This window comes from Micromonospora sp. NPDC007220, assembly GCF_040634035.1.
Lineage (GTDB): Bacteria > Actinomycetota > Actinomycetes > Mycobacteriales > Micromonosporaceae > Micromonospora > Micromonospora reichwaldensis.
Window position 1 is genome coordinate 1,231,879 of record NZ_JBEYEU010000001.1, and the last position, 18,675, is coordinate 1,250,553.

The 18,675-nt window shown below is 74.5% G+C and carries 19 protein-coding genes, 2 tRNA genes and 1 pseudogene; 13 read left to right on the forward strand and 9 right to left on the reverse strand.

Features of this window, described 5'->3' with window-relative positions; translation table 11 throughout:
- Positions 1-146: 146 nt before the first annotated feature.
- From ABZ573_RS05815 to ABZ573_RS05825, 3 genes are all read left to right on the forward strand, one after another.
- Positions 147-980, forward strand: a complete 834-nt coding sequence (locus ABZ573_RS05815; RefSeq protein ID WP_327030655.1) for a class I SAM-dependent methyltransferase — start codon at positions 147-149, stop codon at positions 978-980.
- A 143-nt stretch (positions 981-1,123) separates the two neighbouring features.
- Positions 1,124-1,942, forward strand: a complete 819-nt coding sequence (locus ABZ573_RS05820) for an MOSC N-terminal beta barrel domain-containing protein (RefSeq protein WP_358115910.1) — start codon at positions 1,124-1,126, stop codon at positions 1,940-1,942.
- A gap of 124 nt (positions 1,943-2,066) precedes the next feature.
- Positions 2,067-3,047, forward strand: coding sequence for an expansin EXLX1 family cellulose-binding protein (locus ABZ573_RS05825; protein WP_358115913.1), 981 nt, complete (start codon positions 2,067-2,069; stop codon positions 3,045-3,047).
- A 13-nt stretch (positions 3,048-3,060) separates the two neighbouring features.
- Here the strand turns inward: ABZ573_RS05825 and ABZ573_RS05830 are convergent, their stop codons facing one another.
- The 3 genes from ABZ573_RS05830 to bcp all read right to left on the reverse strand — a co-directional run bounded on the left by ABZ573_RS05830 (position 3,061) and on the right by bcp (position 4,294).
- Entirely contained in the window at positions 3,061-3,600 is a 540-nt protein-coding gene (locus ABZ573_RS05830) for a GNAT family N-acetyltransferase (protein WP_151456740.1), read from the reverse strand.
- 67 nt (positions 3,601-3,667) lie between these two features.
- Positions 3,668-3,750 (reverse strand) — tRNA-Leu (locus tag ABZ573_RS05835).
- 67 nt (positions 3,751-3,817) lie between these two features.
- Positions 3,818-4,294: a thioredoxin-dependent thiol peroxidase gene (bcp, locus tag ABZ573_RS05840; RefSeq protein WP_151456739.1), complete on the reverse strand. Its 477-nt coding sequence runs from the start codon at positions 4,292-4,294 to the stop codon at positions 3,818-3,820.
- Positions 4,295-4,539: 245 nt separating this feature from the next.
- Here bcp and ABZ573_RS05845 point away from each other — a divergent pair, with 245 nt between their 5' ends.
- From ABZ573_RS05845 to ABZ573_RS05860, 4 genes are read left to right on the forward strand one after another with little or no spacing between them, the layout of a single operon-like run.
- Positions 4,540-5,256: an energy-coupling factor ABC transporter permease gene (locus ABZ573_RS05845; protein WP_151456738.1), complete on the forward strand. Its 717-nt coding sequence runs from the start codon at positions 4,540-4,542 to the stop codon at positions 5,254-5,256.
- Complete coding sequence (locus ABZ573_RS05850; RefSeq protein WP_358115917.1) at positions 5,253-5,645, forward strand: PDGLE domain-containing protein; 393 nt, start codon at positions 5,253-5,255, stop codon at positions 5,643-5,645. Before ABZ573_RS05845 ends, ABZ573_RS05850 begins: the two co-directional genes overlap by 4 nt.
- A gap of 7 nt (positions 5,646-5,652) precedes the next feature.
- The gene (gene cbiQ, locus ABZ573_RS05855) at positions 5,653-6,423 is read left to right on the forward strand and encodes a cobalt ECF transporter T component CbiQ (RefSeq protein WP_358115920.1); all 771 of its coding nucleotides are present in this window, start codon (positions 5,653-5,655) and stop codon (positions 6,421-6,423) included.
- The gene (locus ABZ573_RS05860; RefSeq protein ID WP_358115923.1) at positions 6,420-7,187 is read left to right on the forward strand and encodes an ABC transporter ATP-binding protein; all 768 of its coding nucleotides are present in this window, start codon (positions 6,420-6,422) and stop codon (positions 7,185-7,187) included. The genes cbiQ and ABZ573_RS05860 overlap by 4 nt, the downstream gene beginning before the upstream one ends.
- A 37-nt stretch (positions 7,188-7,224) precedes the next feature.
- On the opposite strand, the gene ABZ573_RS05865 is transcribed toward ABZ573_RS05860, so the two are convergent.
- From ABZ573_RS05865 to ABZ573_RS05880, 4 genes are read right to left on the reverse strand one after another with little or no spacing between them, the layout of a single operon-like run.
- The gene (locus ABZ573_RS05865; RefSeq protein ID WP_358115926.1) at positions 7,225-8,406 is read right to left on the reverse strand and encodes a hypothetical protein; all 1,182 of its coding nucleotides are present in this window, start codon (positions 8,404-8,406) and stop codon (positions 7,225-7,227) included.
- On the reverse strand, positions 8,403-9,119 hold the full coding sequence (locus tag ABZ573_RS05870; RefSeq protein WP_358115929.1) for a thioredoxin domain-containing protein: 717 nt from the start codon (positions 9,117-9,119) through the stop codon (positions 8,403-8,405). Before ABZ573_RS05870 ends, ABZ573_RS05865 begins: the two co-directional genes overlap by 4 nt.
- Positions 9,112-9,636, reverse strand: coding sequence for a MauE/DoxX family redox-associated membrane protein (locus ABZ573_RS05875; RefSeq protein ID WP_132233914.1), 525 nt, complete (start codon positions 9,634-9,636; stop codon positions 9,112-9,114). Before ABZ573_RS05875 ends, ABZ573_RS05870 begins: the two co-directional genes overlap by 8 nt.
- 31 nt (positions 9,637-9,667) lie before the next feature.
- Positions 9,668-10,258: a sigma-70 family RNA polymerase sigma factor gene (locus ABZ573_RS05880; RefSeq protein WP_358115933.1), complete on the reverse strand. Its 591-nt coding sequence runs from the start codon at positions 10,256-10,258 to the stop codon at positions 9,668-9,670.
- A gap of 107 nt (positions 10,259-10,365) precedes the next feature.
- Between ABZ573_RS05880 and ABZ573_RS05885 the strand changes: the two genes are divergently transcribed.
- From ABZ573_RS05885 to ABZ573_RS05900, 4 genes and pseudogenes are all read left to right on the forward strand, one after another.
- On the forward strand, positions 10,366-11,010 hold the full coding sequence (locus ABZ573_RS05885; protein ID WP_358115936.1) for a zf-HC2 domain-containing protein: 645 nt from the start codon (positions 10,366-10,368) through the stop codon (positions 11,008-11,010).
- A 129-nt stretch (positions 11,011-11,139) separates the two neighbouring features.
- Positions 11,140-12,804 carry a copper resistance protein CopC gene (locus ABZ573_RS05890; protein ID WP_192581573.1) on the forward strand — a complete coding sequence of 555 codons (1,665 nt, stop codon included), beginning with the start codon at positions 11,140-11,142 and terminating at the stop codon, positions 12,802-12,804.
- Positions 12,805-12,820: 16 nt separating this feature from the next.
- Positions 12,821-13,558 (forward strand): YcnI family protein, encoded by a 738-nt coding sequence (locus ABZ573_RS05895; RefSeq protein WP_151457154.1) that lies wholly within the window; start codon positions 12,821-12,823, stop codon positions 13,556-13,558.
- Positions 13,559-14,227: 669 nt separating this feature from the next.
- Positions 14,228-14,672, forward strand: a pseudogene (locus ABZ573_RS05900) (hypothetical protein); the annotation flags it as partial.
- Positions 14,673-15,012: 340 nt separating this feature from the next.
- Here the strand turns inward: ABZ573_RS05900 and ABZ573_RS05905 are convergent.
- A complete protein-coding gene (locus ABZ573_RS05905; RefSeq protein ID WP_358115940.1) occupies positions 15,013-16,281 on the reverse strand; it encodes a glycosyltransferase family 87 protein in 1,269 nt (422 codons plus the stop codon).
- 76 nt (positions 16,282-16,357) lie between these two features.
- Here ABZ573_RS05905 and orn point away from each other — a divergent pair, with 76 nt between their 5' ends.
- Both orn and ABZ573_RS05915 read left to right on the forward strand, forming a co-directional pair.
- Entirely contained in the window at positions 16,358-16,948 is a 591-nt protein-coding gene (gene orn, locus ABZ573_RS05910; RefSeq protein ID WP_151454865.1) for an oligoribonuclease, read from the forward strand.
- A 125-nt stretch (positions 16,949-17,073) separates the two neighbouring features.
- Positions 17,074-17,146: transfer RNA gene (locus ABZ573_RS05915), tRNA-His, on the forward strand.
- 50 nt (positions 17,147-17,196) lie between these two features.
- Here ABZ573_RS05915 and ABZ573_RS05920 read toward each other — a convergent pair.
- Complete coding sequence (locus ABZ573_RS05920; protein WP_358115944.1) at positions 17,197-18,501, reverse strand: Ig-like domain-containing protein; 1,305 nt, start codon at positions 18,499-18,501, stop codon at positions 17,197-17,199.
- Between the last annotated feature and the right edge of the window lie 174 nt (positions 18,502-18,675).

The following is an 18,675-nucleotide window of genomic DNA, read 5'->3' on the forward strand; positions in this document are numbered from 1 at the left end:
GATGGTGAACCTCCCGAGCGGGAGTGCCTCTGGTTCGAGGCGCTCCCGCTCGGGCGCATCCCGCCCCGCCTTCCGCTCGCCCACTTCACCGGCGCCGGCGCCAGCTTCCACTACACCTGACCGCCTGCGGCTGGTAGAACCCTTGCGTGGACGCAACGAAGCTCCGACGGGCCATCGCCCGCACCCCCCTCGCCCCCGTCGCGGCCTTCCCCAAGCGCCTGGCCCGCGTCGTCCGCCACGACGCCAAGGTGCTGCGCACCTCGGCCCGCTGGCTGGTCACCTCGCGGGAGCACCACAACTACACGTACGAGCTGACCAAGCTGAGCCGGCACCACCTCGCCTGGTTCGTCAGCGTGGTCTGCGACGTGCCCGTCAAGCAGGTACGCGCGTACTTCGCCGAGATCGAGTCGGACGACGCGCTGCGCCGGCACATCGAGTCCGCCACCGCCGGCGCCGCCCGCCGGGGCCTGGCCGACCGGCAGGTCCGCTACGCCCGCCGCATCGGGTGGTACGCCATCGTGCGCGCCACGAAGCCGACGCACGTGGTCGAGACCGGCGTCGACAAGGGGCTCGGCAGTTGCGTGCTCGCCGCCGCGCTGTTGCGCAACGCCGCCGACGGGCAGCCCGGCCGGGTCACCTCGCTGGACATCAACCCGGAGGCCGGCTACCTCGCCCGCACCGCGCCCTGGTCGGAGGTGGTCGACCTGGTGATCGGGGACTCGATCGCCTCCATCGCCGCGCTGGACCGGCCGGTCGACCTCTTCCTGCACGACAGCGACCACAGCCGGGCCCACGAGAAGCGCGAGTTCGAGGCCGTCGAGACCAAGTTGGCGCCGGGCGCGATCCTGCTCACCGACAACGTCACCGCTACCAACGTCCTCGCCGAGCACGCCGAGCGCACCGGCCGGCGGTTCCTCGCCTACCGGGAGACCCCCGCCAACCACTGGTACCCGGGCGACGGCATCGGCGTCGCCTGGTGATCGCGGTCGTGCGGGCCGGGTCGGCGCGAGGTGCCGGAGGCCCTCGACCAGCCGGGGCACGCTGAACGGGCGTCCCACGCGACGACGCCGGCACGGGAGCAGGCGGGGCGACGGTCGCGCGCGGGCCGTGGCAGGGTGGGCGGATGCGGTTGAGCGCCATCCACACGTACCCCGTCAAGGGTTGTCGCCGGCTCGACCACGACGTCGCGGGCGTCGAGCCGTGGGGCCTGGCCGGCGACCGGCGCTGGATGATCGTCGACGCGGACGGCGTCGGCGTCACCCAGCGGGAGACGACCCGCCTGGTCGGCCTGCACGCCACGCCCCACGACGGTGGCCTGCTGCTGCGCGCCGAGGGGCACGACGACCTGGCCGTGCCCGAGCCGGTCGGCGGCGAACCCGTCGCGGTGCGGACCTTCCGCAACCGCAAGTTGCCCGTCCCCGCGCTCCCCGCCGGTCCGGCGGCCGACGCCTGGATCGGCGCGCTGCTGGGCCGCGCCGTCCGGCTGGTCTGGCTCGCCCGACCGACCCGGCACATCCCGCCGGGCGACCGGGAGCACGACACCGGTGAGCAGGTCAGCTTCGCCGACGCCTACCCGCTGCTGCTGGCCACCGCCGCCTCGCTCGACGCGCTCAACGGGTGGCTCGCCGAGGCCGGCGAGGAGCCCGTGCCGATGGCGCGGTTCCGCCCCAACCTGGTGGTGGAGGGCGCGCCGGCCTGGGCCGAGGACGACTGGGTCGGCCGCCGGCTGCGCATCGGCGCCGCCCGCTTCCGCGCCGCCGGGCCGTGCGACCGCTGCGTGGTCACCACCACCGACCAGGAGACGGGGGTACGCGGGAAGGAGCCGTTGCGCACCCTCGCCCGGCACCGCAAGGTCCGGCAGAAGCTCCTGTTCGGACTCCACCTCGTTCCCGCGGCCCCGGGCAGCGTCGCGCTCGGCGACGAACTGGTGGTGGAGGACTGACCGGCGGCCCGCCGGCTCGCTTCGCGCGCCGGCGGGCGGACCCTCGCGCGTGGCGGCCCTCGGCGCGGCGCGGCGGCCCGGCGGACTTGTCCGCCCCGGCGGCGGTACGGCAGCATCGACCGGCGTGACCGACGGTACCGCTCCCACGGCAGACCTGCGCGCCCCCGGGCGCCGCCGCGCGCCACGCTCCCGGGCTCCCCGCCGGCTCGCCGTCGGCGGTGTCGCGGTGCTCGCGGCGGTGCTCGGCCTCAGCCTGGCCCTGCGCTCCGGGCCCACCCCCGCCTGCGCCGCGCCGCCGGCCCTCGCCGCGCCGCCCGCCGCCGGCGTCGTCCACAAGGGACAGGCCACCTTCTACGACTCGGAGGGCGCCGGCGGGAACTGCTCCTACCCGGCCGCGCCCGCGAACCGGCTCTACGTCGCGTTGGGCCCTGACGCGTACGCGGCTGGCGCGGCCTGCGGCGGCTACCTCGACGTGACCGGCCCGCAGGGCACCGTGCGCGTACTCGTCATGGACCAGTGCCCGGAGTGCGCCGACGGGCACCTCGACCTCTCCCGGGAGGCGTTCGCCCGGATCGCCAACCCCGCGGAGGGGGTCGTGCGGGTCAGCTACCGCGCGGTGGTCGACCCGCCGCTGACCGGCCCGCTCACCTTCCGGATGAAGGAGGGCTCGTCGCGGTGGTGGTTCGCCGTCCTGGTCGCCGGCCACGGCAACCCGCTGCGCGCCGTCGAGGTGCGGCCGGTAGGCGCCGGTGGCTGGCGCTCGGCGGCGCGGGAGGACTACAACTACTGGCTCGTCCCGTCCGGCGCCGGGCCCGGCCCGTACGAGATCCGGGTCACCGACACCCGGGGTCACCGGGTCACCGCCACCGGCGTCCGGATGGCGCCGGGGCAGGTTCAACGCGGCACGGTCCGGATGTACGGCCGGGGTGGCGCCGCCGCGACCCGCCCACCGTCGCCCACGCGGCCCCCCTCGGCCCGGCCCGATCCGACCGCCACGGCCCCGGCGACCCCGTCGGCGGTGCAGTCCCCCGGCCGGCCGGTGGCGGACGCGGCGGTCGAGCCTTCCGCGCTCGCGTCCACGTCGCCGCGCGCCTGCGGGGGCTGAGGGCGGGCCCGGCTCAGCGCCCGGGTGCCGGCGGGGCGGTCAGGTCCAGCCACATGAGGATCTCGTCGCGGTCGTCGCCGGGGGCGACCCGCAGCGCGCCGGGCAGCCGCCCGATCTCCCGGTAACCGAGCCCCCGGTAGAACCGGTCCAGTCCCAGCCCGTCCCGGACGGTCACGTGCAGCGCCTCCCATCCCATCCCGCGGCCGAGGCGCTCGGCCTCGCGCATCAGCGCGGCGCCGTACCCGTTGCCCTGGGTGTCCGGGTGGACCATCACCCGCTTCAGCACGCACCAGTGCGCCTTCAGGTCGAACCGGTTGTCGCAGAAGATCAGCGCGGCGACGGGCCGCTCACCCGAGTACCCCACGAGGAGGCGGTCCGGGCCCTCCGCGATGCCGGCGAAGGTGGGATCCGCCGTGTGCCGTACGTCGGCGACGGTGACCGGCGGCACGAAGCCGACCGCCCCGCCGGCGTTGGTGACGTCGACCCAGAGGGCGACGATCCGTTCCCGCAACTCGGGGGTCAGCTCGGGATCGAGGACGAAGCGCAGGCTCACCCGGTAATCCTGACCGCGCGGGCCCCGCGCCGACCCGCGATCGTGACGCGCGCGACAGGGCGTTCGGTGCGGGAGGGGGGATTCGAACCCCCACGTCCTTTCGGACAATAGGACCTAAACCTACCGCGGCTGCCGTTACGCCACTCCCGCCGACCCGCTGAGTCTAGAGTGTCGCGCCGATCCGGTGGTGGGCTCGGTCCCGGCGCGGGCGGCGACCTCAGTCCAGCCCGAGGTCCCGGCGCAGCTTGGCGACGTGGCCGGTGGCCTTCACGTTGTAGAGCGCGCGCTCGATCTTGCCGTCCGCGTCGATGACGAAGGTCGAGCGGATCACGCCGGTCACCGTCCTGCCGTACGACTGCTTCTCGCCGTACGCGCCGTAGGCGGTCAGCACGGACCTGTCGGTGTCGGCGACCAGCGGGAAGGTGATGGCGTCGCGCTCGCGGAACTTCGCCAGCTTCTCCGGCTTGTCGGGCGAGATCCCGACGACCTCGTAGCCGGCGGCCTGGAGCGAGGCGAGCGAGTCGCGGAAGTCGCAGGCCTGCTTGGTGCAGCCGGGCGTCATGGCCGCCGGGTAGGCGTACAGCACGACCTTGCGGCCGCGCAGGTCGGTAAGCGAGAGCGTCTCGCCGGTGTCGGTGGGAAGGCTGAACTCGGGCGCGGGGTCACCGGGGGAGAGGCGGTCGGGCGCGGTCATGGCACGACCCTACCGCCGGCCCCGGCCGTCCCCGGACGGCACGCCGACCCCGACGGGAGCGCGTCCCGGCCGCCTCCGGGACGGCGCAACGAGCCGGCCGGGACGCCGCCCCGGCCGGCATGTCGGGTCGGGCGGCGGACACGCAATCGGGCGTACGCCAGTTGCCAACTCTTGGCAACAGCCAAGCTCGGGAAATAGGCTGACGTCAACGGCCAGGCCTGGCCGGGCGACGCGTGGGAGGCCGCGTGGAGAACCTGGCGATGCACATCTCGAACGGGATCGTCGACGGTCCCGTCGCGGCGGTGTTCGCGGCGGTGGCGCTGCTCGCGATGACGTTCTGCGTCCTGCGCGGCAGGCGTGACCTGGACGACCGGTTGGCCCCGATGGCCGGGCTCGTCGCGGCCTTCATCTTCGCCGTGCAGATGCTCAACTTCCCGATCTTCACCGCCGGCGTCAGCGGTCACCTGCTCGGCGGGGCGCTCGCCGCGATGCTGGTGGGACCGTGGGTCGGCGCACTCTGCGTGGCCGTGGTGCTGGTCGTGCAGGCGCTCGTCTTCGGCGACGGCGGCGTGGCCATGCTCGGGCTCAACATCACCAACATGGCCGTGCTCGGCACCGCCGCAGCGTACCTGCTGATCGCGCTGCTGCTCCGGGTGCTGCCGCGCACCCCGGCCGGCCTGGGCGTGACCGCCTTCGTCTCCGCGCTGGTCAGCGTGGTGGTCGCGTCGATGGGCTTCGTGCTCCAGTACCAGCTCGGCGGCACCACCGACCTCGGCGGCAACCTGGGCGGTCTGGCCGGCACGATGGCCGGCGTGCACCTGCTGATCGGCATCGGCGAGGGCCTGATCACCGCGACCACGGTGGTCACCGTCGCGAAGGTACGGCCCGATCTCGTCTACGCGCTGCGCGGGCTGCGCGCGGCGTCCACGCCCGCCGTCCCGGCCGTCGGAGGTGTCCGGTGAGGAAGCGTTCCTGGGGATTCGTCGTCGGCGGGCTGCTGGTGGCCCTGCTCCTCGCCGGGGTGGTCAGCAACTTCGCCTCGTCCCACCCCGACGGGCTGGACTCGTCGCTGCGCGAGGGCTGCACCTTCGACGCCGACGACAACATCACCGGCGGCAACTGCCCCGCCCAGCGGGAGCGCGAACACGAGGTCGGCGGGCCGCTGGCCGACTACGGGGTGGCGGGGATCGACAACGAGTTCCTCTCCACCGGCCTGTCCGGCGTCCTCGGCGTGCTGCTCACCTTCGCGGTGGCCGGCGGGGCGTTCTGGCTGGTCCGCCGCCGCGGTCCCCGGGACGAGGAGTCGGCCGGGGGCGCCCGTACCCCCGTCGGGGCGTCGGGCCGGGAGTAGCGACCGGATGGGCGCCGGGCACGCGCACGTGCTGTACCGGGACGCCGCGTCACCGGTGCACCGGCTCCCGCCCGAGGTCAAGATCGCGGCGATGGTGGCGTTCACCCTCGCCGTGGTCGGCACCCCACGCGAGGCGTTCTGGGCCTTCGGCGCGTACGCCCTGCTGGTCGCGGTGGTGGCGGCGCTGGCCCGGGTGGGGCCCGGCTGGCTGCTGCGCCGGTCGCTGATCGAGCTGCCGTTCGTGTTGTTCGCGGTGGCGCTGCCGTTCCTCGGCGCCGGCGAGCGGGCCGACGTGCTCGGCCTGAGCCTGTCGGTCGACGGGCTGCTCGGGGCGTGGAACATCGTCGCCAAGGGCACCCTGGGCGTGCTCGCCTCGCTGCTGCTCGCCGCGACGACCACGACCCGGGACCTGATCGTCGGCCTGGACCGGCTGCGCTGCCCGCAGATCCTCACCCAGATCGCCACGTTCATGCTGCGCTACCTGGACGTGCTGGTCGGCGAGGCCCGCCGGATGCGGGTGGCGCGGATGTCCCGGGGCGACGATCCGCGCTTCCTGTGGCAGTTGCGCGGCTTCGCGACCGGCGTCGGCGCGCTCTTCCTGCGCGCGTTCGAACGCGGCGAGCGGGTCTACCTGGCGATGCTGTCGCGCGGCTACACCGGGCGGATGCCGGCGGTGTGGCAGGGCGCGGGTGCGGCGACCGCCGGGCAGTGGCTGGTCGCGGCCACCGTGCCGGTCCTGGCGGCCGGCATCGCCGCCACGGCCGTCGTGCTGACATGATCGGTGCCGTGCAGACCGCCCTCTCCCTGGACGTTCGTGGTGTCCGCTACGCGTACCCGGACGGGCACGTCGCCCTGCACGGGGTGGACCTGACCGTGCCGCGCGGCGACCGGGTGGCGCTGCTCGGCCCCAACGGCGCCGGGAAGACCACGCTGGTGCTGCACCTCAACGGCATCCTCACCCCGGCTGAGGGGAGCGTGAGCGTCGGCGGGCTGACCGTCAGCCAGGACCGGGCCACGCTCGCCGAGGTACGCCGCCGGGTGGGCATCGTCTTCCAGGATCCGGACGACCAGCTCTTCCTGCCCACGGTCGCCGAGGACGTGGCATTCGGGCCGGCCAACCTGGGCCTGCGCGGGGCGGAGCTGTCCGCCCGGGTGGACGAGGCCCTCGCCGCGGTCGGGATGGGCGAGCACCGGGACCGCGCGCCGCACCACCTCTCCTTCGGGCAGCGGCGCCGCGTGGCGGTGGCCACCGTGCTCGCCATGCACCCGGAGATCCTGGTCCTCGACGAACCGTCGTCCAACCTCGACCCGGCGGCCCGCCGCGAGCTGGCCGGGATCCTGCGCGCCCTGCCGGTGACACTGCTGATGGTCACCCACGACCTGCCGTACGCCCTGGAGCTCTGCGACCGCTCGGTCATCCTGGACGCCGGCCGCATCGTCGCCGACGCCCCCACGGCCGACCTCCTGGCGGACGCCGACCGCCTCGCTAGCCACCGCCTCGAACTCCCCCGAGGCTTCACCCCCACCCCCACCCCCCACTGACGCCCCCGCGCCCCACCCCGAGGCGTCGATCATGCACTCATGGTGCCCGATCAGACCTCTTCTGCTCCGGTTCGTCCCCTGCCACAACTCCATGATCGACGCGCGGGGCGGGGGTGGAGGGCGGGGTGGGGGGAGTGGGGGTGGGAGGGGGAGGGGGAGAGGGGGTGGGGCGGGCGGCGTGGAGGCGGAGGGCACCGGCTGCCGTGGCGCCCGCGCCGGCGACGAGGATCAGGGCGACCAGGATCCGGGCCGTCGTCGCCGGCCAGGGCACGGGGGCGACGGCGCGGGCGAAGACGGCGGCGTTGGCCACCCCGGCGAAGAGCGCCAGGCAGGCCCCGGCCAGCGCCAGCGCGAAGTCGGCGGCCGGCCGGCGGGCCAGCGCGAAGACGCCCGCGGCGACGGCGCCGAGCCCGGTCAGCAGCGCCCAGACCTGCCCGCCGAGCAGGCCGGTCAGCACCGCGCCCACGCCCCGCGCACCGGCGTCCACCTCCCGGCCCACGGTGAACACCACCGCGGCCACCCCGCCGACGACCAGCAGCCCGCCGAGCCCGGCCAGCGCCCGCGCGCCCGGCCCGGAGCGGGCCGGCAACAGCCCGAGAGCCCCCACGGCCAGCAGCCCGACCGTGGCGACCACCCACCAGACGTACGCGTCCGGCGGCGGCACCCAGTCGAGGGTGCCGCGGATCTCCCCCGTCCCGGTGTCGGTGCGCAGCGGCACCGTCCAGTCCCGCACCCGGTGCTCCCGGTCCGGGGCGGCGCGCACCTGCGGCGGCGGTGCCGACTCCCGCCAGAGTGCCCGCTGGTCGTGCCAGCGCGCCGTGGCGGAGTCGTCGACGCGTCGCCAGTCCGGTGCGGCGGCGGGGTTCGCCTCGGCGGGCAGCCGCGTGTCCCCGGCGATGGTCCGGTTCAGGTAGGTCGCGGGAGAGCGGACGTTCTCGTACACGCCGTCGGGGCCGACCCGCAGGTAGGGCTCGCCGGAGTAGCCGAGCACCTCGACGGCGCGGTCGCCGGTGTTGGTCAGCTCCAGCCGCGCGCCCGCCTCGATCACCCGTACGCTCAGCCCGGGGCCGGCCGGGGCGACGGCGGTCACCTCGGTGCGGTAGTCGGTGCCGTCGGGCGCGTCCGCGCCGTGCGCGGCGGCCGGGGCGGCGAACGCGGCCGTCGCCGTCAGCGTGCCGGCGAGCACCAGGCCGGCGCGGGTCACCAGGTCGCGGATCACCTGCCGGCCGCCTCCACCGCCGACTTGATCCCCTCCGGGCTGCGGTCGGCGATCTGCTCGCCGTCGACCAGGATCGTCGGGGTGCCGGTGATGTTGGCCTTGCTGGCCTCCTGCGTCACGTGCTCGGTCCACGGCTTGAAGGTGCCCTCCCGCAGGCAGGAGGCGAAGCCGTCCCGGTCGATGCCGGTGCCCGCCGCGATGTCGGCCAGCTCACCGTCGCTGAGCCCCGCGCCGCCCTCCGGCGGCTGCCGGTCGAACAGCGCCTTGGCGTACTCCCGGTAGCGGCCGCCCTCCGCCGCGCAGCCGGAGGCGGCCGAGGAGCGGGTCGAGTACTGGGTGCTGGAGAAGCGGTTCAGGTACGCGACCGGGTGGTAGACGACACGCACCTTGCCCTCGCTGATGAGCTGGTCGATGGTCGGGCCGCTGGCCTGCTCGAACTGCTTGCAGGCTGGGCAGAGGAAGTCCTCGTAGATGTCGATGGTGACCGGGCCCGAGCCGGCGACGACCCCGGTGCCGTCCTCGGTCGAGCCGGTCGGCGCGGTGAAGTCGTCGGAGCGCTGGCTGGAGTAGACGCTCCAGCCGATCAGGCCGGCGACGACCAGGACGGCCACGGCGGCCACGGAGACCCAGAGCGTCCGCTTGCGCCGCCGCTCCCGGGCCAGCTGCTCGCGGACCATCCGGGCGGAGCCCTTCTGCCCCTTGCGACTACTCATCCTCGTCCTCCACGGATGCGTCCCCCGCCAGCCAGCCGTCCACCGAGACGGGGGTGCGGGGCCAGATCAGCAGGAACCCGGCCAGCGCCAGGAATCCCAGGTCCCGGAGGATCTCCGGGAGGTAGCTCGGGGTCTGGCCCTCGGCGAGCTCCCCGCCGGCGCCGAAGCAGCCGCAGTCGATGGCGAGGCCCCGGCTCCAGGCCGAGACGATGCCGACGATGAAGACCACCAGCAGCGCCGCGGACACCCCGGCGGAGAGCCGGGTGGCCAGGCCGAGGAGCAGCAGCAGGCCCAGCGCCAGCTCGACGAAGGGCAGCGCCGCGCCGATCACCGTGGCGAGGTCGTACGGCATGACCTGGTACGCGTTGACGGCGCGGCCGGAGGCGGCCAGGTCACCGACCTTGCTGCCGCCGGCGACGAGCCACACGGCGGCCAGGCCCAGCCGGACGGCGACCCCGATCCAGGGGCGGACGGCGGGCCAGCGGGCGACCCGGGTGTGCGGTGCGGTCACGATCATTGGTCGTCCCGTCCCCGGCGGAAGTTCCCGGTCATCCGGCGAGGGCGTCGCCGACCGCCTCGACGAGGTCGTTGCGGGCCCGGGCCACCCGCGAGCGGATGGTGCCCACGGGCACCCCCTCCACGGCGGCGGCCTCGGCGTACGACAGGCCGAGCAGTTGGGTGAGCACGAACGCCGCGCGGCGCTCCGCCGACAGCCGGCGGACCAGGTCGGCGGCGCCGAGTTGGCCGGCGGGATCCGGGTGCGGCCGGTCGGTCCAGGCGTCGGCGGCGAGCCGTTCACCGAGCCGGCGGCGACGCACGACCGTGCGCAGGTGGTCGGCACAGGCCCGGCGGGCGATGCCCAGCAGCCAGGTGCGCGCGCTGGAGCGGCCCTCGAACGCCGGCAGCGCCCGGAACGCCCGCAGGTAGGTGTCCTGGGTCAGGTCGTCGGCGCTGTCCGGATCGACAAGCGCGGCGGTGAAGCGCCACACCTCGGCCTGGGTCAGCCGGACGAAGGCGGCCTGGGCGACGGGGTCCCCGTCACGGGCGGCCAGCGCCCACTCGGTCGCCGACTCCCGCGCAGCGACGCCCGCGTCACCGGTCGGACTGGCGGCGGAGGTCTCGCGCGGGGCGGGGATCACGACAGTCCAGGTTACGCGGCGGGGCCGGGCCGGGGAGGGTCCTTCGACCCTTCCATGGCCTGCGCCACCCTGGGAACTAAACCGGTGCGTCGCACGACTATCCCCACATGACATGCGACGACGTACGCGCGGCGTTGTCGGCGCGGCTGGACGGCGAGGACCCGCTGGCGGCGCCGGCGGTGCTGGACGCGCACGCGGAGAGCTGCCCCGGCTGCCGGGCCTGGCTGACCCGCGCCGAGCAGGTCACCCGGCTGGTCCGGGTGCAGGCCGTGGCGGTGCCCGACCTGACCGCGTCGGTGCTGGCGGCGGTCGCCGCCGATTCGCTGGCCGCCGGACGCACCCGGGCGGCGGCCAGGGCGGCCCGCCGTCAGGTGCTGCGGGTGGCGGTCGCGGTGGCCGCGGTCGCCCAACTGGCGATCGCCCTGCCCGTCCTGCTGGCCGGGCTGGGCGTGACCCTCGACCCGCACACCAGCCGCGAGATGGCCTCCTTCGACGTGGCGCTGGCCGTCGGGTTCGCGCTGGCCGCGTGGCGACCCGAGCGCGCCCGGGCCTTCGTGCCGGTGGCGCTGGTGCTGGCGGTCTGCCTGGCCGGCACCAGTGCGGTGGACATCGCCAACTCGACGACCGCGCTGGTGCACGAGGTCGGGCACCTGGCCGCAGTGGTGCAGGCGGGGCTGCTGTGGGCGCTGGGACGGGTCAGCGACGAGCCGGACCGCCGGCCGTCGACCGCACTCCTGGCCCGTCATGGCTGACGCCGCCCCGGGCGGGCCGGCCCGGCCGGTCCCGGCGGCGCGGACCATCCTCGTAGTCGCCCCGGGCGGGTGGGTTCCGGCGGCGCGGGGCATGGTCGGAGTCGCGCCGGGCCGGTCGGATTCGAGAGCATTGCCGGCATGAGTGTCGCCAACCGCCGCCCGATCGCCCGGCTGCTCGCCGTCGCCGGCCTGCTGGTCACCGTCGTCGCCCTGCTGATCGCCCCCGCCGGCCCCGCCAGCGCCCACGCGGTGCTGGTGAGCAGCAGCCCCATCGCCTCGGCCGTGGTGTCGAACGCGCCGGCGGAGGTCGTACTCACGTTCAGCGAGTCCGTCCGCAAGGTGTCCGGCAAGATCCGGGTGATCGCACCGGACGGCTCCCGCGCCGACCGCGGCGAACCGACCTTCGAGGGCACCGTGGTCACCGTGCCGGTCGACCCCGCTGGGGCGCGCGGCACCTACCTGGTCAGCTACCGGGTCATCTCCTCCGACAGCCACCCCGTCTCGGGCGCGTTCACCTACTCCGTCGGCGCGCCCTCGACGCCCCCGGTCGACAGCGGGGACGACAGCCGGGCCGACCCGGTCGTCGGCAACGCGGTCAAGGTCGCCAAGTACGCCGGCTACGCCGGCCTGCTGCTGCTCGTCGGACCGACGCTGGTGCTCGCCGCCCTCTGGCCCCGACGGCTGCCCCGGCGCGGACCGGCCCGCCTGGCCTGGGCCGGTCTCGGCCTGCTGGCGGTCTCCACGGTGGCGAACCTCCTGCTCCAGGTGCCCTACACCGCCGGCGGCGGCGTGTTCGACGTCACCGGCGAGGGGCTGAGCGACGTGCTGGGCAGCTCCTTCGGCGCCGCGCACCTGGTCCGGCTGGGCCTGTTGGCCGCGGCGGCGTTCCTGCTCCGACCCCTGATGGCGGGGCCGGTCGAGCGGAGCGATCTGGTCATCCTCGGCGTGCTCGGGGCGGCGGCGCTGGTGACCTGGCCGCTGGCCGGGCACCCGGCGGCCTCGCCCGCCCCGGCGGTCTCCGTGGTCGTCGACGCCGTCCACCTGGGCGGCATGGCGGTCTGGATGGGCGGGCTGGTGATGCTCGCCGTCTTCCTGCTGACCCGGGCCGACGAGCGGGAGCTGGGCGCGATCCTGCCGATCTGGTCGCGCTGGGCGGCGCTGGCCGTCTCGGCGCTGCTGCTCGCCGGCACCGTCCAGGCGCTGATCGAGGTGGCCACCCCCCGCGCGCTTGTCGACACCACCTACGGCCGGCTGGTGCTGGGCAAGATCGGGCTCTTCGCGCTGGTGATCGCGGTGGCCGCGTACTCCCGGCAGCTGGTGCGCCGGCGCACCGCGGCCGGCCGGCCGACGTCGATGCGGCGGGCGGTCTGGGCGGAGTTGGCGATCACGGCGGTGGTCCTCGGCCTGTCCGCCGTCCTGGTGCAGACCACCCCGGCCCGCACCGCCGGCGCCGACGTGGCCGGCGCGCCGGGCCGCTTCTTCTCCACGACGCTGTCCAGCCCGAACTACGACCTCCAGATCGAGCTGGACCCGGCCGAGCGGGGCAACAACACCGTGCACTTCTACGCGTACACGAAGGACAACCGGCCCCAGCCGGTGGTGGAGTGGCGGGCCACGGTCGCCCTGCCGGCGGCGGGGATCGAAGCGATCCAGGTCCCGCTGCTGCCGCTGACCGACAACCACGCCACCGGCGAGATCAACTTCCCGGCTGCGGGGGAGTGGCAGTTGCGCATCACGGCCCGCACCTCGGACATCGACCAGGCCACGGTGACCACCACCGTGCCGATCAGGTAACAGGAAGGCTCGCACCATGATCCGTCACCGGCGTACCGCAAGCGCCGCCGCCGCCCTGGCGCTCGGCGCCGTCGCCACCGCCGTCCTCGGCTTCGCGGCGCCCGCCTCGGCCCATGTCACGGTCAACCCGCAGGAGGCCACCCAGGGCGGCTACAGCCGGTTCGCCTTCCGGGTGCCGAACGAGAGCGACACGGCCTCCACCACGAAGCTGGAGGTCGTGCTGCCGGAGAACGCGCCCATCGGTTCCGTGTCGACCATGCCGGTGCCCGGCTGGACGGTGGCGGTGGAGAAGCGCAAGGTGGACCCGCCGGTCGAGGTGCACGGCAGCCAGCTCAGCGAGGTCGTTTCCAAGCTCACCTGGACGGCCACCGGGAGCGCGGCGGTCAAGCCCGGCCAGTTCCAGGAGTTCCCGGTGTCGATGGGGCCGCTGCCGCAGGTCGAGACGATGGTCTTCAAGACCTTGCAGACCTACTCCGACGGCAACGTGCAGCGGTGGATCGAGGAGCCGCTCCCCGGCGGCGAGGAGCCGGAGAACCCCGCCCCGGTGCTCACCCTCACGGCGGCCTCGCCGTCGACCGCCCCCACCGGCGCCGCCGCGCCGCAGGCCGCCGGCGACGACGACGATGACGACGCCGGGAGCGACGACGTGGCCACCGGGCTCGCGGTCGCCGGCCTGGTCGCCGGCGTGGGTGGCCTGCTGCTGGGCGGGCTCGCGTTCTCGCGTACGCGGCGGACGCCGACGTCGCAGGAGTGACCCGTCGTACCACTCGCCGGCCCGTCGGATCATCCGGCGGGCCGGCTGCTTTCCCGGCCCCGTGCCGTGGATATCCGCTGCTGGCTCGCCCCACGTCGGTAAGGTCGGCCGGGTATCCGGCTACGGAGGGGGACGAGGCGAATGCGGATCGTGCGGGTGCTCGCCGCCATGCTGCTGCTGACGGTCGGGATCACGGCGCTGCTCGCCGGTGGGGCGCTCACGCTGCTCGCCCGGCAGGCCGACCCGGGTGGCGCCTTCAGCGCCCGGTTCGAGACCGTGCAGACCCCGGGTCACGCGATGGTCGTCCGGGACGTGGACGAGCTGCTGCGGGCCGAGGCGCCGTTCACCCGCGCCGGGCAGGCCCGGCTCCGGCTGGACGCGCGGACGCCCGACGGCCCGGCCTTCGTCGGGCTGGCGCCCGCCGACGAGGTGCGGCGTTGGCTCGACCCGGTGCCGCATGCCGAGGTGCGCCGGGTGGCGCTGGCCCGGGGGCCGCTGCCGGTCCGGTTGCAGCCCGCCGGTCCCGCGCCGTCCGCCGGTCCCGCGCCGTCGGTCGCGCCGATCGGCCAGCCCTTCTGGGTACGCGAGGGGATCGGCGCGCTGGAGTGGACCCCGGCGGAACTGGCCGACCGGCGGCTGAGCCTGGTGGTGATGCGTCCCGACGGGCGGGCCGACCTGAGCCTGGAACTGCGCGCGGGGCTGCGCGCCGGCTGGACCGCCCCAGCGACTGCCGGACTGCTGGCCGGTGGGGTGCTGGCGGTGGCGCTGGCCCTGCTCCTGCTGCGCCCGGTGCGGCCCCGCGAGGTGGTCTTCGTGGTCGAGCCGGACCAGGTGCCGGTGCTCGCCGGCCGCCTCGGGGTGACCTCGCTCGCCGGCCTCGGCGCGCAGCCGACCCGGGACAGCGACCGGTCGCGCGTCGCCGGGCGTCAGCTCGCCTCGGTCGGCGCCGCTCCCACGGGATCCCGGCCGGCGATCGGGCCGGTGCCCGCCCGCCGCCCCGCGACGCTCGCCGACCTCGCGGGAGGCGACCCGGCGCTCCGGCCGCCCGAGGTGAACCTCACCCTGGCCTGGCCGCCCGCCGCCCCCGAGGAGACGGCCGACCCGGTCGCCGTAGCGGACCGCCCCCGCCCCGCCGCTCTCGCCGCCGCCGCTTCCGATGCCGGCACTCCCGGCGCCGCCAGAACCGGCGCCGGCGCTCCTGACGCCGCCGCCGCTTCAAACACCGGCGCTTCCGAGGCTGGCGCTTCCGAGGCTGGCGCTGCCGACGCCGGCCGGCAGTCGCCCGACGATCCGCGCTGAGCCGCGTCCGGCCCCTGCCCCGCGTCGGCACCCACGCGGGCACGGACGGCGAGCGGCCCTCCGCGCTGCCGACGCGGAGGGCCGCCCTCACCGGGGGATCGGTGCTACCCGAGAGACGTCTGAGGTAGTTACGACCAGATTAGCCATGAAGGGCGCTACTTGGGAAGACTGTCCATTTCCCGCGACCTGCGGCCCTCCCGCCGCACCGGGAGGGTCACCAGCAGCAGCAGGCTCAGCAGCACGTACGTGTTGCGCACCAGGAACTCGCCCGGCGAGTCCGTACGCACCGGGGCGATGCCCCAGTCGTGGAAGGTCACCACCCCGTACACGATGAGGGCGGAGGTGCCGACGGCGAGTGCCGCCAGCAGACGTCGCCGACGGGCGCCCTCGCCGGTCGTGGCGTCGGCGCTCAGCGCCGCGTCCGTCAGCACGACCACCGCCGGGATGAACCAGTAGATGTGGTGGGTCCAGGTGATGGGGCTGACCAGCGAGCCGACCAGGCCGGTCAGGGCGAGGCCGGTGAGCGTGTCCCCGGCGCGGGCGGCCCGCGCGGCGCGCCACAGCCCGTACCCGGCGATGGCCGCCACCAGCAGCAGCCAGAGCAGCTGGTGGGGCTTCTCCGGTGCGGTGATGCGGCTGAGCAGGCCGAACAGCGACTGGTTGCCGGTGTAGTCGGTGCGGCCGACCCGGTCGGTCGCCCACAGCTCGTGGGTCCAGAACCGCCACGAGTCGCGCGGCGCGACCGCGGCGGCGAGCAGGGTCGCGGCGGCGGCCGTCGCGCTCGCCATCGCCGCCGCCCGCCACCGCCGGGTGGCCAGCAGGTAGACGATGAAGATGCCCGGGAAGAGCTTGAGCGCCGTCGCCAGCCCGACGCCCACGCCGGCCCACCGGCTCGCCCGGGGTACGGCGAAGAGCAGGTCCGCCAGGATCAGCACGACCAGCAGCATGTTGATCTGACCGAAGGTGATCGTCTCGCGGGTGCTCTCGACGGCCAGCACCAGCAGGACCGCCACGGTGAGGCTGAACACACGGGGCAGCCCGTGCCGGGCGATCACCGGCGCGAGCAGCCACCGGGTCGTGACCACCACCGCCAGTCCCGTCAGGACCGTGAAGATCGCCACGGTGGCGCCCAGCGGCAGCAGCGCGAACGGGCGCAGCAGCAGCGCGCTGAACGGTGGGTAGGTGAAGTAGAGCTCGCCCTGCACCCGGTCGGGCTGCACGTAGTCGTAGAGCGGGTTCCCGGCCGCCCACCAGTCCATCGCGCGCATGTAGATCTTCAGGTCGAAGAAGTCGTGCACCATGCCGGGCAGGTAGAGCGCCGGCAGCACGGCGGCCAGCGCCAGCAGGGTGACGAGCCGACGGACCGTACGGCCACCGGGATCGTCGTCGGTGACGGCGGGCGGTGCGGCGGGTTCGGCTGGCACGGAGGAAACCCTAGCGGTCACCGCGTGCCCCGGTGCGCGGGCGCGCGGCCGGGTGGGCTGCGCGTAGGCTGTCCCGGTGGCTGATCTTCTCGTCTGGATCGACTGTGAGATGACCGGGTTGGACCTCGGCAGGGACAAGCTGATCGAGGTCGCCGCGCTCGTCACGGATCCCGACCTCAACGTGCTCGGGGATGGCGTCGACGTGGTGATCCACGCCGACGAGGCGGCGCTGGAGGCGATGCCCGAGATCGTAACGACGATGCACGCCAAGTCGGGGCTGACCGAGGAGGTCCGGCGCTCGACGGTGACCCTCGCCGAGGCCGAGGACATGGTCCTGGACTACGTGTCCAGCCATGTGAAGGATCCGCGTACGGCACCGCTGTGCGGCAACTCGATCGCCACCGACCGGGGCTTCATCACCCGGGACATGCCCCGCCTCGACGCGCACCTGCACTACCGGATGATCGACGTGTCGTCGATCAAGGAGCTGTGCCGCCGCTGGTACCCGCGGGTGTACTTCGGCCAGCCCCAGAAGGGGCTCGCGCACCGGGCCCTGGCCGACATCCGGGAGAGCATCCGGGAGCTGGAGTACTACCGGCGGACCCTCTTCGTGCCCCTGCCCGGGCCGGACGTGGAGACCGCCAAGGCAATAGCAGCCGGACTCTGAGCCGCCGGGCACAACCCGCTCGGCGGAACCCGCTGGACGCGGCGGGCGGGGGTAGGGCTATTATTGGTCCGCACCCCGCCCGGGGCGATCGACCGGGCGTGGATCCATCGGGTGTGAACGGCATGGTGGCTGTAGCTCAGTTGGCAGAGCACCGGGTTGTGGTCCCGGTTGTCGTGGGTTCAATTCCCATCAGTCACCCGGTGACCGAAGGCCCCCTCCTCGCGGAGGGGGCCTTCGGCGTTTCCGGCTCAGGCGGTCGGGGTGGCCGTGGGCGCGCCGCTCTCCTCCGGGGCGGCCTCGGTCGGCGGCTCGTACGGCAGGGCGCTGCCCTTGACGTACTGCTCCCAGCTCATGTTCCAGTCGGTCCAGCCGTTGCCGTTCTGGAGCTTCCGTTCCGTGCCCTTGACGGTGATCGGGTCGCCGACGCGGGTGTTGGCGAACAGCCAGGCGCCGTTGGCCATCGAGACGTTCACGCAGCCGTGCGAGACGTTCACCCGGCCCTGCTGCCCCTCCGACCAGGGCGCGGCGTGGATGAACTCGCCGCCCCAGGTCAGCCGCTGGGCGTAGTCGATCTTGGTGCGGTAGCCCTCCTCGGGGCCCAGCTCCTCGAAGGTGTCAAAGACCGTCTTGCGCAGCTTCTCGATGACCACCATCGTGCCGCTGGAGGACGGGGTGCTCTTCTTGCCGAGGCTGACCGGGATGGTCTTGATCACGGAGCCGTCCTTCGTGACGGTCATCCGCTTGGTCTTGTTGTCCACCGTCATGACCACCGCCGGGCCGACCTTGATGCCGACGCTGAGGTCCGCCCGGCCGTACCAGCCGCCGCCCAGCGGCAGGCCGCCAGCCTGGACCCGGTAGGAGACCGTGCTGTTCGTCTTCCAGAACTCCTTCGGGCGGTAGCGGATCTCGGTCGGGCTGACCCAGTGCCAGATGCCCTCCTGCGCCGGTACGGAGGTGACCGTCATCCGGCTCTGCACGTCGTCGCGGTAGTCCTCCGGGACGGCCCGGCTGAACTTCACGATCAGCGGCATGCCGACGCCGACGACCTGGTCGTCACCCAGGAAGCTGCTGATCCGGACCTGCTTGCCGGGCTTCGCCATGGTGGTGAAGGTGCTGGTCGCCGTCGCCGTCGCCGGTCGGCCGTCGTCGCCGGTCGCGGTCACCGTCGCGGTGTACGTCTCGCCGTACTTCAGCGCGCCGGCGGGCAGCCAACTCTTGCCGTCGGTTGCCAGCTCGCCCTCGACGGCCCCACCGGCGGAGTCCTTCAGCTCGACGCTGGTCTGCTCCGCCTCCGTCGCCGTGAAGGTGATGCCGGTGGACGCGGGTACGTCCTTCGCGTCGGCCTTGGGTTCGACGATGGTGGCCGCAGCCTTCGGCGCGGCGGGCTGGTCGTCGCCGTTCTGCCAGCCGCCCGAGGGCTTGCCCCCGCCGCCGTCGGTGCAGGCGGAGGCCAGCGCGAGCGTCACGGCGAGCACCGCCGCCGCGAATCCACGGCGTCGTCGACCCCGCCGGTCGTCCCCGTGCCGGATCAGCTGGTCCTGGACAGCTCGCATGATTCCCTCACAGTCGTGGTCCCCGGTTGCCCATCGTCCCTCACTGACGCACCGGGGCAGGTACCCGTTCCGCAAGGTGAACCGAAACACGCGGTACGAGATGTCCGAATGTTGATAAGATCCGAGGCTTTACCGAGGCTCGCTCGCCTCTCCCGGCCCGCCGTAGTACGTGCC

What these genes read in the sequence shown, in the direction of transcription:
- ABZ573_RS05820 (WP_358115910.1), top strand. Translation starts at nt 1,124, where the DNA reads ATGCGGTTGAGCGCCATCCACACGTACCCCGTCAAGGGTTGTCGCCGG.
- ABZ573_RS05895 (WP_151457154.1), top strand. Translation starts at nt 12,821, where the DNA reads ATGATCCGTCACCGGCGTACCGCAAGCGCCGCCGCCGCCCTGGCGCTC.
- ABZ573_RS05860 (WP_358115923.1), top strand. Translation starts at nt 6,420, where the DNA reads ATGATCGGTGCCGTGCAGACCGCCCTCTCCCTGGACGTTCGTGGTGTC.
- cbiQ (WP_358115920.1), top strand. Translation starts at nt 5,653, where the DNA reads ATGGGCGCCGGGCACGCGCACGTGCTGTACCGGGACGCCGCGTCACCG.
- ABZ573_RS05920 (WP_358115944.1), bottom strand. Translation starts at nt 18,501, where the DNA reads ATGCGAGCTGTCCAGGACCAGCTGATCCGGCACGGGGACGACCGGCGG.
- ABZ573_RS05870 (WP_358115929.1), bottom strand. Translation starts at nt 9,119, where the DNA reads ATGAGTAGTCGCAAGGGGCAGAAGGGCTCCGCCCGGATGGTCCGCGAG.
- ABZ573_RS05885 (WP_358115936.1), top strand. Translation starts at nt 10,366, where the DNA reads ATGACATGCGACGACGTACGCGCGGCGTTGTCGGCGCGGCTGGACGGC.
- ABZ573_RS05875 (WP_132233914.1), bottom strand. Translation starts at nt 9,636, where the DNA reads ATGATCGTGACCGCACCGCACACCCGGGTCGCCCGCTGGCCCGCCGTC.
- bcp (WP_151456739.1), bottom strand. Translation starts at nt 4,294, where the DNA reads ATGACCGCGCCCGACCGCCTCTCCCCCGGTGACCCCGCGCCCGAGTTC.